8 protein-coding genes and 1 pseudogene are annotated in these 13,108 nt (G+C 62.9%); 6 read left to right on the top strand and 3 right to left on the bottom strand.

The features are described from left to right. On the top strand, positions 1 to 835 hold an 835-nt coding region (locus tag AYR66_RS09025; RefSeq protein ID WP_141104193.1), incomplete at its 5' end, for a putative bifunctional diguanylate cyclase/phosphodiesterase. Position 836: 1 nt separating this feature from the next. Here the strand turns inward: AYR66_RS09025 and AYR66_RS09020 are convergent. Both AYR66_RS09020 and AYR66_RS09015 read right to left on the bottom strand, forming a co-directional pair. Beyond that, the gene (locus tag AYR66_RS09020; RefSeq protein WP_170942098.1) at positions 837 to 4,133 is read right to left on the bottom strand and encodes a UvrD-helicase domain-containing protein; all 3,297 of its coding nucleotides are present in this window, start codon (positions 4,131 to 4,133) and stop codon (positions 837 to 839) included. Beyond that, a complete protein-coding gene (locus AYR66_RS09015) occupies positions 4,133 to 6,835 on the bottom strand; it encodes a PD-(D/E)XK nuclease family protein (RefSeq protein ID WP_088707222.1) in 2,703 nt (900 codons plus the stop codon). Before AYR66_RS09015 ends, AYR66_RS09020 begins: the two co-directional genes overlap by 1 nt. Before the next feature lie 292 nt (positions 6,836 to 7,127). On the opposite strand from AYR66_RS09015, the gene trxA reads away from it, so the two are divergent. From trxA to AYR66_RS08990, 5 genes are all read left to right on the top strand, one after another. Further along, positions 7,128 to 7,454 carry a thioredoxin TrxA gene (gene trxA, locus AYR66_RS09010; protein ID WP_088707221.1) on the top strand — a complete coding sequence of 109 codons (327 nt, stop codon included), beginning with the start codon at positions 7,128 to 7,130 and terminating at the stop codon, positions 7,452 to 7,454. A gap of 99 nt (positions 7,455 to 7,553) precedes the next feature. After that, positions 7,554 to 8,819 (top strand): transcription termination factor Rho, encoded by a 1,266-nt coding sequence (gene rho, locus AYR66_RS09005; protein ID WP_088707220.1) that lies wholly within the window; start codon positions 7,554 to 7,556, stop codon positions 8,817 to 8,819. Between the two features lie 187 nt (positions 8,820 to 9,006). Then, positions 9,007 to 9,276, top strand: coding sequence for a type B 50S ribosomal protein L31 (locus tag AYR66_RS09000; protein WP_088707219.1), 270 nt, complete (start codon positions 9,007 to 9,009; stop codon positions 9,274 to 9,276). A 131-nt stretch (positions 9,277 to 9,407) separates the two neighbouring features. Next, on the top strand, positions 9,408 to 11,132 hold the full coding sequence (locus tag AYR66_RS08995) for an ArnT family glycosyltransferase (RefSeq protein ID WP_234814859.1): 1,725 nt from the start codon (positions 9,408 to 9,410) through the stop codon (positions 11,130 to 11,132). Between the two features lie 62 nt (positions 11,133 to 11,194). Continuing rightward, positions 11,195 to 12,523 carry an MATE family efflux transporter gene (locus tag AYR66_RS08990; protein WP_234815019.1) on the top strand — a complete coding sequence of 443 codons (1,329 nt, stop codon included), beginning with the start codon at positions 11,195 to 11,197 and terminating at the stop codon, positions 12,521 to 12,523. Here the strand turns inward: AYR66_RS08990 and AYR66_RS08985 are convergent. After that, positions 12,501 to 13,108: pseudogene (locus AYR66_RS08985) on the bottom strand (amino acid transporter); the annotation flags it as partial. The gene AYR66_RS08990 and the pseudogene AYR66_RS08985 sit on opposite strands and share 23 nt — an antisense overlap.

Below are 13,108 nucleotides of genomic sequence, written 5' to 3'. Positions count from 1 at the left end.
GGGACGCAACAATTACCAGTTCTTCATGCCGCGCATCAACGAGCGCGCGATCCGCCGCTTTGCGCTGGAAGGCAGCCTGCGGCGGGCGGTTGCGCGTGAAGAATCGGCTGTTTACTACCAGCCCAAGTACAGCATTGCCGGAGGCAGGATCGTCGGTGCGGAAGCCTTGCTCCGCTGGCACGACCGCCATAACGGACCGGTGTCGCCATCGCAGTTCATCCCGATCGCCGAGGAAAGCGGGCTCATCATCCCGATGGGCGAATGGGTGCTGCGCCAGGCATGTCGCCAGGCCCGCGCGTGGCAGGACGCCGGGTATGACCCGCTGCCGATTGCGGTGAACGTTTCGGCCGTACAGTTTCGCGAGAAGAACTTCCTGCACATGGTGGAACACGTCCTGGACGAGACACACCTGGATCCTAGCTACCTCGAATTGGAACTGACTGAAAGCGTCACCATGCAGGACCTGGACCTGACCATTCCGTTACTGAATGCGCTCAAGGACATGGGTGTCGGCCTGTCCATCGACGATTTCGGCACGGGCTATTCCAGCCTGAGCTACCTGAAGCGCTTTCCCATCGATGCGCTCAAGATCGACCGATCCTTCGTGCAGGATATCGCTGTCGGGAAGGACGACTCGGCCATCATCCGCGCCATCATCAGCATGGCCAAGAGCCTGAAGCAGCGCGTGATCGCCGAGGGCGTGGAAACCGAGGCACAGTACGACTTCCTGCGTGACCAGGGTTGCGACGAAGTCCAGGGGTTTTACATCAGCGTCCCGCTGGCGGCGGCCGAGTTCGAACACAGGATGCTGCGGCGCCAGGCAGCGGTCCATTGATTCACTGCATTTCGAGCAGGCGGCCGTCCGCGGTAATCAACGCCGTCCTCACCGCGCGTTCGGGATAAACCTGCTGCGCAGCCAGGCGGTAGCGCGCCAGCTGCTCGCGATAGCGCGCTACCTCGCTCTCGAGCAAGTCACGCTTGTAATCGAGGATCCACACTTCCGCGTCGCATACGACGAAGCGGTCGAAGCGCAACAATTCACCGTCGTCCAGCACTTCCATTTCGTTGCGTGCGAACAGGAAATGCCGCGGATTGAAGAAGCGCTCCAGCTCCGGTCGCGTGAGGATGCGCAGCGCCTGTTCGCGCACTATCGACGCGACGGGCAAGGGGCAGCGCAACCAATGCGCAAGCCGAGCCGACGGAGGCAACGCAACCGGCCACGCGGCGCTTTGCGTGACGCGTTCGAGCAACGCATGCAGCGCAATCCCCTCTTCGATCGCTGCATCATGCACGACCGCTTCGCGGACTGCCGGTGCGCCGAGCAGGGGCGGATCGAAAATGGGCAGGCTGAAGCCGGCCGCCACTGCTGCCGCGCCTTGCGCCGACATACCGCCTTCCTGCGGGAAGTCCATTTCGGGCACTGCCAGCAGCCGGTGGTACCAGCTCCCTTCCACCGAGCCATCCTCCAGCGCACCGCGTCCGCCAGCCACACCGCTGACAATCAGCATGTCCTTGGCGCGCGTCGCGCCGACGTAGAGCAGGTTCCAGTCTTCCTGGCGCTTGAATGCTTCCTCGGCGTCGAACAGCGCATCGCGCGCGGCGCCGCGTTCGCCCTTTCTCCCGAAGCAGGAGAAGTGCGTGGGCGCGTCCGCATCCTGCGGCCAGTCGCACAGGATGCCGCTGTCATCGCGCGCCGGTTCGCTGTGGTTGGTATCGACCATCACCACAATCGCCGCCTCCAGGCCCTTGGCGCTGTGGATGGTGAGGATGCGCACCGCATCCACGGCTGCGGCCACGATCGCCTCGTCGGGTGCTTCGTTGTCGGCGCCCTTCATGCGCGTGCGCAGGACGTCGATGAATTTCGGCAGGCTGGGATAGCGGCCGGAATCGAGGTTGAGCGCGAGTTCGGTGAACGCTTCGATGTTGCCCACCACCTGCGCGCGCGCCGCCGGCTGGGCCGCCTCGGCATAGCGAGCAACGAGCTGACCCTGGTGCAGGATGAGGTCGAGCAGGTCATGCACCGGCAGGCGCGGCGCCGCCTCCAGCCAATGCTGCAGGAGCCCGACGGCGCGGCGCAGTGCTGGCGATACCTCGTTCGCCACGGCCAGCAGGCGATGCCACCACACGCCTTCGCCCTGCTGCGCCAGCATCACCAGGTCGTCGTCGCTTGCGTCGAACACCGGGGACTTCAGCACATGCGCCAGCGCGCGGTTGTCCGCGGGCGTCATCAGGAAGCTCAGCAACGCAATCAGGTCTGCAACTTCCAGCGATTCGAGCAACCCGCCGCGCTTGTCCGACACGAAGGGAATACCGGCTTCGCGCAGCGCGCTTTCATAGGCGGCGAGGTAGCTGCGCTTCTTGACCAGCAGCATGACATCCGACCACGTCGCCGGCCGGCCGTGGCGCGATTCGAGCTCACGCATCGCATGGCGCAGCGCACGCGCCACCGTGCGGCCTTCGTCCACGCGGCGGGCATCCTCGGCTTCGTCGCGCGCTTCGGACAAGGGGTCGCGCAACGCAAAGGCGGAAGGCTCTTCAGCTTCCTTTTCCTCGGTGCGCACAAGGGGCAATCGCCACACCGCACCCTCCTGCCCGGCCAGCGTGGTCTGCGGCGAGAAGATCGGATTGCCGACGAAACTGCCGTTAAGGACATCCACCACCATTTTCGCGTTGCGCCGCGTCTGGTTGGTACGCAGGACATCGGCGCCGAGGGCAGCCAGCATGTCGCGGGCAGCGGAAAACACGCGCGGTTCGGCGCGGCGGAAACGGTAGATCGATTGCTTTGGATCGCCGACCACGAACACGCTCGGCTTTTGCGCATCGTCGCCGTAGGCTTCCAGCCAGGCGCGCACAATGGTCCACTGCAGCGGGTTGGTATCCTGGAACTCGTCGAGCAGGATGTGGCGGTAGCGGGCGTCCAGACGGCTCTGCAGGTAAGCAGCGTGGCCGGCGTCGGTCAGCAAGCGGTAGGCGTGCCATTCGAGGTCGCCGAAGTCGAACACGCGCTGTTCTGCCTTCGCTGCCTGGTAGTGCTCGAGATAGGCTGCGCCGGCGACAAACAGGGCTTCGTTCAGCTCAAGGACGAGACGCTCGGCGCTGCGCTTCTGCAACTGCTTCAGCGCCTCGCCGACGGCATCGAATTCCTCTTCGAGCAGGCGCAGTCCATCGGCGCCCATCGCTTGTTCAGCTGATTTCGTGAGGTCCTTGGTCTTGCGGTTCTTGCGCGCCTTCCCGTTGTCATCGAAGAATTCGTTGCACAGCGCATCGAAACTGTCGATGCCGGCGCCGGCGGTGATTGCCTTCTCGATGGCAGTCGCGCGCTTCTGGTTTTCGGCCGAGCCGCCGCCAAGGATGCGCGCCAGCGACGTTACGCGTGCGAGCAGCCGCTCGTCGCTCCACAACGAAAGCCGGGCGTCGGTGATGCCGTCCTCACCGCACAGGTCGCGCAGCCATTCCAGCGGCACCTCGCTGCTGTCGCGGGTGATCGCCCACCATTCCGCGCGCTTGTCGACGAATGCATCGAGCATGCGCCGCGCATTCCAGTCGCCCATCTTGTCGTACAGGGTGAGCAACGCCATCCTGACGTCCTGCTTGTCGTCGTCGTTGAGCGACTGCATGAAGCGGCTGTATGCCTCCATCATCAGTTCGCCGGTCGTTTCGGACAGGCTATAACCGTGCGGCACGCCGGAAGACAGGGGCGCGATCTGCACCAGGCGGGCAAACCAGCTGTGGAAGGTATCGATCGACAGCGATTGCGGGCTGGCCAGTACGCGGTCGTAAAGACGCCGTGCGATGGGGAATACCGTCGGCAGCTCCGCCGCGCCGATGCCGCGTTCCAGCAGCAGCGTGCGCACCTCGTCCTCCGGCTTCAGCGCGAGGTCGTGCAGCAGGTGGAGCAGGCGCTCCCGCATTTCCTGCGCCGCCTTGCGAGTAAAGGTGATTGCGAGCAGTTCGGACGGATCGGTCCCCGCCAGCAGCAGCCGCAGCATGCGTGCCACCAGCAGCCATGTCTTGCCGCTGCCGGCGCACGCCTCGACGACAACGGAGCGCGCCGGATCGCACGCAACACGGGTGAATTCTGCCGCGTCGGCTGCAGCGCCGTTGACTTCATAGGCACGCGCTTGCACCGTCATCACCATCCCCCCTTGCGGCACAGTCCCCGTACTTCGCAGAAGACGCACACCTTTTCAATCCCGTTGGCCGGCAAGGCCGCGCCTTCCGCGATCGCTTTGATATTGGACACGATCTGCTTCTCCAGCAAGGCCTGCCACTCGGCGAAATTCTTTGCTTCCGCATCGCCGGTCTTGTCCTTCGTCAGTTCCAGTGCCACGTAATGCGCGGCGTTCACAGGCAGGTCGGACAGCAGTCCATAGAACGCCAGCTGGTGGTCCTCCGTATCCTTGAGCTTGTCGCGCAGGGACTGGATGGGTTTGGTCTTGTAATCCAGCACGGCACGCTCGCCCGCTTCGTTTTCGTCGATGCGGTCGATGAAACCGTGCAGCGTGACCTGTCCGCCCTCCCAGCTCAAGGTCTTGTCGAAACGCTGCTCGCCGAAGGCGAACTTCCAGCCGCCCTCCTCGCGTTCGTTGGCCCAGGCGATATAGGCCGGGATCGCCTTTTGCCAGCGCGCGTAATAGCCGAGTGCGGCCGCACTTTGCTCAAGCGCCTTGCCGAACACGCTTTCCGAGATCGACCGCAGCAATTCTTCGCGGCCGGACAACCCGACATGTCCGTCGCGAAGCCGCTCGTGGTAGTGGCGCAGGATTTCATGCAGCCAGTCGCCGTAGTCGCGTTTTTCCGGCATGTCCGAAAGCTCGTCGAGCCCGGTCAGGCCAAGCATGCGCGTAGCGAAAAACTGGTAGGGACAGGCGACCAGGCTGTTGTAACCCGATGCCGACAACTTGTGCGGCAGCAGGCCAGGGGCAGCCGGTGAAGGCATCGCGGGCGGACGGCAGGTGAGTGCGCGCGGTCCGATTTCGACGCGCCGCATCGGTAGCGGTCCGGCGCCGCCGCGTTCCAGCGCGAGCTGCAGCCGTTCGATCCAGTTGCTGACCGCGTTCGGTTCGCCGTCGCGATGCGACTGCCAGGACAGCACGATTTCCGGATTCGCGATGAGCAGTTCGGCGAAGTCACGCAGCTGCACGCGCTGGCGCGCTTCACGTGTTTCCAGCCCGAGTTCGCGGCGCACCGCATTGGCGAAGAAGAGTGTTTCGGTGCTTTGCGACGGCAGATGGTCCGCATCGGCGCCGACCATCAGCACCGCATCGAAACTCCGCAGCGGCGCGCCGCTCAATTGCAGCATCACCACGCGCCGATCCGTCTCGGGCGGCACAAAAGGCGCCGACTCCAACTGCAGGCTGAGGAAGGCGCGCCATTCCGGGAAAGAGAATTGGTGGGTCATGCCGTCACAGTCTTGCGCTAGCATATCCAGCAACATAACGACCTGTATGCCGGCAGCATCGTTGCGCAATGCCTCGTGCATGCCAAGCGCATCAAGCGCGTCGCTGGTGGTCGCGCCCCATTCGCGCAGGCTCTTGCGACCGGCAAAGTGTGTCGCCTGCTCCGCCACCTGCCGGACCAGTTCCTGCGCCTGCGGCAGCTTGTCAAGGACACCAACGACGGCATCCCAACCACCCATTACATTGGCGCGGCGCAGCGCATGCTCGATCTCCATCACACGGAGGGACTTTTCCGCCATGCCCGGAAACAGGAAAGGCGATTTCAGCAGGTCGAGCAGGACTACGGTGTCGCAACGCGTGCTGACTACGTCGAGCAATGCCGCAAGGGCGGCGGCGGTGCGCGTGGTGGACAACTTCCATCCGGTTTCGTCGGCCACATAGACCTGCGCACGTTCAAGCAGTGCGCGGATACGGCGAGCGACAGCCCGGTCCTGCGCGATGATGGCGATACGTTCCCGTCCTTCGGACAGCCAGTCAACGACCAGCTGCGCGCCGCGTTGCGACTCTTCTTCCAGGCTGCCGGATGCGCACAGGCTGAGTGCGGGCGGCGTGGCAATATCCGCCAATCTGCCTGCGAACCAGGAGTCGCGTCCTTCTTCTTCCAGCATTTCCATCCATGCGCTAGCGAACACGCCTGGTATGGCAGGCGCATGCCAGTCGAGTCCGATACGCAGGACTGGCTGGCGCTCCGCATAGGCGGAAAGGAATGCGTCTTGCAGCGGCCCCGCAGGCGTCGGATTGATCCAGATCAAAGGCGCATCCGCCTGTTCCGCCAGCCGCATCATCCGCGCATGGCACACCGCCGTGACATCAGTACTGTCGAGCTGGGTTTTCCAGAGCGTCCACACCAGTTGTGCTTCGTCGGAAAGGATATTGCGGGCCGGCAGCGGAAGTTGTTCAAGTGCCCCCTGCCAACGTTCTTCGGCGGCATCCGGCGAAAGATGCATCGATGGAAGCATCGCTTCCGTCAGCTCGTCAAACAGCGCCAGGAGAACCTGCGCGAGCGGCAGCAGGTCGGTATTGCGGCGCGCGGAGAAAAGCTTTTTCAGCCAGGCATGCTGGCGCAGCTCGGCGTAGAGGGACATGAGCCGCTCGCTCTGCGAGGGCACGCCCTGCTCTTCCTCGCCGGGAGGCAGCATCCTCACCCAGGCCGACATGGTTGTGATCCGCGGCGGGACGAAGGCATGCCGCAGGATGTCAGCCATGGCTGACTTGAGGCATTGCGCATGGATGAAACCGGGCACCAGCACGCGCACCCCGGAGAAATCGCGCCGCGCCGGATCGGTACCGCCCGGCATGCCCTCATCAAGCAGTGCGCGGGCGACGTCATTCCAGAATGCGGAAGACGGCGGGATCAGCAGGGAGCGTTGCGGCATGGGCGGTCGAGCGAAGGAGAGGTGGCGCGCTCATAGAATAACGCGGGAGCGCATTTGCCGGGCATTTTATGCGACTCCGGGCAAAAATTCGGGCAGCTGATACACATTTCGTGAAAATCGGTTATGATTTATCGACTCCCCGCCGCACCACGTCTTGCAGCACCCGTCAACGGTCTTGAATTCGCGCACGACGTCTCCACTTGCATATTGCGATCCCGGAATAAAATTATCGCGGGGCTGGGCAAGTCAGCAGGCGCCCGATTTACATCTTTGACCCTCTCACGAGGAAACCATGAGCGAAAACATTAAATACATCACCGATGCTTCCTTCGAGTCCGACGTCCTCAAGTCCGACAAGCCCGTGCTGGTCGACTTCTGGGCCGAATGGTGTGGTCCCTGCAAGATGATCGCCCCGATCCTTGAAGAGGTCGCCAAGGAGTATGACGGCAAGCTGCAGATCGCAAAGCTGGATGTCGACGCCAACCAGGCTGTGCCTGCCAAGTTCGGCATCCGCGGCATCCCGACGCTGATCCTGTTCAAGAACGGCGTGCCCGCAGCGCAGAAGGTCGGCGCGATGGCAAAGGGCCAGCTGACGTCCTTCATCGACAGCAACATCTGACAGAATTAAGCGCGGCGCCGCACTCGTGGCGCCGCTTTTGTTTTAACCATCCTCGCAGTACCCTCCCCCACCTTAACTTCCCATCCCGGGACACTCACCATGCATTTATCTGAACTCAAGCAGCTCCACGTCTCGGCACTGCTGGACATGGCAATCAGCCTTGAAATCGACAACGCCGCCCGTTTGCGCAAACAGGAACTGATGTTCGCGATCCTGAAGAAGCGCGCCAAGGCCGGCGAACAGATCTTCGGCGACGGCGCCCTCGAAGTCCTGCCCGACGGCTTCGGCTTCCTGCGCTCGCCCGATGCCAGCTACATGGCGTCGACGGACGACATCTACATTTCGCCCTCCCAGATCCGCCGCTTCAACCTGCATACCGGCGACTCGATCGAAGGCGAAGTCCGCACCCCGAAGGACGGCGAGCGATACTTTGCATTGGTGAAGGTGGACAAGGTCAACGGCGAACCGCCGGAAGCGTCCAAGCACCGCATCCTCTTTGAAAACCTCACGCCGCTGCACCCCAACAAGCTGCTGCACCTCGAGCGCGAAATGCGCGGCGAAGAGAACATCACCGGCCGCATCATCGACATGATCGCGCCGATCGGCCGCGGCCAGCGCGGCCTGCTCGTCGCATCGCCGAAATCCGGTAAATCCGTGATGCTGCAGCACATCGCGCATGCGATCACGACCAACCATCCGGACACCACGCTGATCGTGCTGCTCATCGACGAGCGCCCGGAAGAAGTGACCGAAATGCAGCGCTCGGTGCGCGGCGAAGTGGTCGCATCGACCTTTGACGAACCCGCCACCCGCCACGTCCAGGTCGCCGAAATGGTCCTGGAAAAAGCCAAGCGCCTGGTCGAAATGAAGCGCGACGTGGTTATCCTGCTCGACTCCATCACCCGCCTCGCACGTGCCTACAACACCGTGATCCCCGCCTCTGGCAAGGTGCTGACCGGCGGTGTGGACGCCAATGCGCTGCAGCGGCCGAAGCGTTTCTTCGGTGCTGCGCGTAACGTCGAGGAAGGCGGCTCGCTCACTATCATCGCGACCGCGCTGATCGAAACCGGCAGCCGCATGGATGATGTGATCTACGAGGAATTCAAGGGCACCGGCAACATGGAAGTGCACCTCGAGCGCCGCCTCGCCGAGAAGCGCGTCTATCCGTCGATCAACCTGAACAAATCGGGCACCCGCCGCGAAGAGCTGCTGATCAAGCCGGACCAGCTGCAAAAGATCTGGATCCTGCGCAAGCTGCTGTACGGCATGGACGAGATCGAGGCGATGGAGTTCATCCTCGACAAGATGAAGGCCACCAAGAACAACGCGGAGTTCTTCGAACTCATGCGCCGCGGCGGAAGCTGACGGACTCCCGGTGGCAGGCAAAGGGCGCATTCATGCGCCCTTTTTCATTACCGGCAACACTTTCGCAACCCACTGATTTTGTTGTATAATTGCGGGTTTTCAACCTGGCAAGTGACTGGCAATCGGGTCAAGAAGCAGCAGAGACCGACGAAGTGCCTATTGGCTACCAATCCAAGCAGAGGAAATCATGAAAGAAGGCATTCACCCGAATTACCGCGAAGTCGCATTCCAGGACATGTCCAGCGACGTCGTGTTCATCATCCGCTCGACCATCGAAACCCGTGACAAGGTTACCGTGGACGGCAAGGAATACCCGCTGGTCAAGCTGGAAGTGACCGCTGATTCCCACCCGTTCTACACCGGCAAGCACAAGATCGTCGACACCGCCGGCCGCGTGGAAAAGTTCCGCCAGAAGTTCGGCAAGCTCGGCTCGAAGACTGCTGCTGCAGGCGCCTGATCCTGGTGTTTCATTCGAAAAAGGCAGCCGCGGCTGCCTTTTTTGTTTTCTGCCCCCTCCCGCGTTTCCATCCTGCATTTCGCACTTTTGCGGCACAATATCGCCGAACCCAATAAGACAAGAACAAGCCAATGGCACAGTTGAAGCCAGTCCGTCTCCCCGCCTCCGCCACGAACGCGCTTCCCCGCTGGGCCCTGTTTGGCCTGTGCCTGCTCTACATCCTGCCCGGCCTGTTCGGCCGCGATCCCTGGAAGACTGATGATGCCGCCGTATTCGGCGTGATGTGGACGATGGCCAACGGCGGCATCGAAGACTGGCTGTGGCCGCATATCGTCGGCTTGCCCGCCGCCGACAAGGGGCCGCTTGCATTCTGGGTCGGGGCGATCTGCATAAAGCTGTTCGGTCCGCTGCTCGGCGCCCCGCTCGCCGCGCGCATCGCCAGCGCCGGCTTTTTCCTGCTTGGCTCGCTTGCCGTCTGGTACACCACCTACCTGCTTGGCCGCCGCCCCGAAGCGCAGCCGCTACGCCTTGCCTTCGGCGGCCAGCCGGAACCGTCCGACTACGGCCGCACACTCGCCGATGGCGCGCTGCTGATCTACCTTGGCTGCCTCGGACTGCTGGTGCACAGCCACAGCACGAGCACCGAAGCGCTGCAGGTGTCGATGGTCGCACTGTCGCTGTACGGCGCCACCCGCCTGTTCGAAGTCCGTTCTGCCGCCTCCGCCGCGATCTTCGGCCTTGCTCTCGGACTGAATATCCTCGCGCGCGGATGGGTCGTGCCGCTGGCGCTCTGGCTGGGCGTATTCCTGCTGGCCTCCCTGCGCGACCGCGGGCTGATCTGGCGGCTGATGGTCGTTTCGCTGCCGGTCGCGGTGGTCGTCAGCGGCAGCTGGCTGTTCGCCAGCAAGCTGGTCCGCCCGTTCAACAGTTCTCCCTTCGATGCCTGGATGTTGTGGAACTATGGCCAGCTTGGCCTGCCAACGTTGAATGCACTGCGCTTCTTCGTAAAGAACGGCATGTGGGCAGCCTGGCCGGCCTGGCCGTTTGCCGGATGGGCCGTCTACGCGTGGCGCCGGCAATACCAGGCGCACCACGTGACGCTGCCGCTGACTTTCTTCATCGCCGCCGCCCTGCTTGCCCTGCTCAACCCGCACCCCGAGGAAGGTGTATTGCTGCCGATGCTGCCGCCGCTGGCCATCCTTGCCGCCTTCGGCCTGCCCACCATGAAACGCGGCGCCATCAATGCGGTGGACTGGTTCTCGGTCATGACGCTGACCACCTGCGCTGCCTTCATCTGGCTGGGCTGGATCGCCAAGCAGACCGGATGGCCAGCACAGCTTGCCAAAAATGCATTCAAGCTCGCGCCCGGCTTCAAGCCTGAATTCAACCTGATTGCCTTCATTGCAGCAGTCCTCGGCACCATTGGCTGGTTTGTCCTGGTGCACTGGCGGGTCTCGCGCCGCCCATCAGTGCTGTGGCGCGCGGTCGTGCTTTCTTCCGGTGGCGTGATCCTGTGCTGGCTGTTGTTGATGACCTTGTGGCTGCCCTGGATCAACTATGGCAAGAGCTACGCGGGCGTCGCGCGCCAGATCGCGGAAAAGCTGCCGGAAGGCCGGTATTGCGTCGATACGAATGTCGGACCGGCCCAACGCGCGTCATTTGCCTACTTCGGCGGCGTGCCCTTCGACCAGTTCGAAGACGGGCGCTGCGACTATCTCCTGTTGCAGGATAACCGGCGGAACAAGGACGATTCGACATTGCTCAAACGCCCGGGTGAAAAATGGCGCCTCCTGTGGGAAGGCCGCCGCCCCGCCGACCGCTACGAACGCTTCCGTCTCTACCAGCGCACAAATTGATCAATGAGTTGACGCAGGAACGCCCAAACCACACCCTGCGCATTGCCGCCCTCGCGTGGCCGATGCTGATCGGGCAGCTCGCCGTCATATCAAACGGCGTCATCGATACCGCGATGACCTCGCGCTTTTCGGCCACTGACCTCGCCGCGCTGGCGCTGGGTGCGTCGATCTACATCAGCGTTTTCGTCGGATTGAACGGCGTGCTGGCCGCGATCTCGCCGGTGATCGGTCAACTGTTCGGCGCAGAGCGTTACGACGATATTGGCGCCGAGGTCAAGCAAGGGGCATGGCTGGCGGTCGTCCTCACACTGGCAGGATGCGCGGTACTGCTCTTCCCGCAGCCCCTGCTGTCGCTGGCGCACGCCTCGCCGCAATTGAGCGAGAAGGCGACGCTCTACCTGCGCATCCTCGCGTTCGCCCTGCCGGCAACGATGGGATTCAGGCTGTATGCCTCGCTGAATACCGCGATCGGACGGCCGAAGATGGTCATGTCGCTGCAGGTCGCGGCGCTGGCGCTGAAGATTCCGCTCAATGCACTGTTCATTTTCGGCGGCTTCGGCATTCCTGCGATGGGCGGACCGGGCTGCGCGCTTGCAACGGGCATCACGGTATGGATGACGTTCATCATCGGCTTCCTCATCCTGCGCTTTGATGCGTCGTACCGGGACTTCCGCGTTTTCGGCAGTGGTTTTGTGTTGCCTCGCTGGACCGCGATGGCGGAACTGCTCAAGCTCGGCATTCCCATGGGACTGAGCTACCTGATCGAGGTGACGGCGTTCGCCTTCATGGCATTGTTCATCGCGCGCCTCGGCGACACCGCCGTCGCCGGCCACCAGATCACCGCGAACTTTGCCACGGTGCTCTACATGTTGCCGCTGTCGATTGCCAATGCGACCGGCACCCTGGTCGCGCAATCGATCGGCGCGCGCCAGCCGGATGTGGCGAGACAGGTCGGGTTCGCAGGGATCCGCCTCGCGGCAGTGCTGTCGGTGACGATCGGGTGCATCGTCTGGCTTGCGCGCGGCCTCATCGTCCGCGCTTACACGCCGAATGAAGCGATCATGGCAATGGCCCTGCCCTTGTACGCATTCATTGCCTTCTACCAGCTGTTCGACTCGGTGCAAGTCACGACCGCGTTTGTACTTCGCGCGTACAAGGTGGCCGTCGTGCCAACCCTGATGTATGCGGTCGCGCTGTGGGGTATCGGGCTGGGCGGCGGTTATGTGCTCGGGCTGGATCCCTTCGGGATCAGCCCGGCATTCCTGAAAGGGGCGGCGGGATTCTGGATGGGCAACAGCGTGAGCCTTGCCATCGTAGCCGCAGGATTGCTGTGGTACCTGCGGATCGTGCAACGTCAGGTCGGAAGCGTCACACCTTCATCGGCAGGATGACCATCTGCAGGCTCTCGAAATGCAGCCGTCGCTGGATCGCCAGCGCCGCCTGGTTGTGCAAGAGACGCGTGAACCAGTTGTCGTGCTCGAAGATCAACTTACTGGTGAAGAAGATCGAGTTCGGGTATTCCCTGCTGATCGTTTCGCACAGCTTCGTCACTTCGTTCACCACGTCGGTGCCGAAACCGAGGTAGGCCGACGACGCCATGCCATGCGAATGGCAGAAATCGACGAAGAACTTGAGTGTCGCATTCGCCTCGGCGCGCATGTGCTCGACCGCGCCCTCGCCGCCATACGCGTGCGCATCCACGGTACGGGCATTGACGAAGATGAAGTTCTTGAAGTGCCCCGGGAACATGCGCTGCACCCACAGCAAGGCATGCAGGCCGCCGCCGCGCGAGGAACCGACGATGAAGACGGCCGTCTGGCTGTCGGGATCCGGCTCGACGGGCGTGCTGTGCGAGCCGAAGGGCTGGTTGGCGAACACCTGGTCGACCATATGGATCGCGTCCTTGGTCTGGCGGTAATGATTGCGGATCCAGATGCACATCGCCGCAATGGCACCGATGATGACCGCCGCGGCCC

Origin of the sequence: Noviherbaspirillum denitrificans (assembly GCF_002211445.1) — a bacterium.
In the GTDB taxonomy this organism is placed as follows: Bacteria; Pseudomonadota; Gammaproteobacteria; order Burkholderiales; family Burkholderiaceae_D; genus Noviherbaspirillum; species Noviherbaspirillum denitrificans.
Note: the sequence above shows the minus strand (reverse complement) of the source record. Positions and strands in the feature narration are given on the sequence as shown.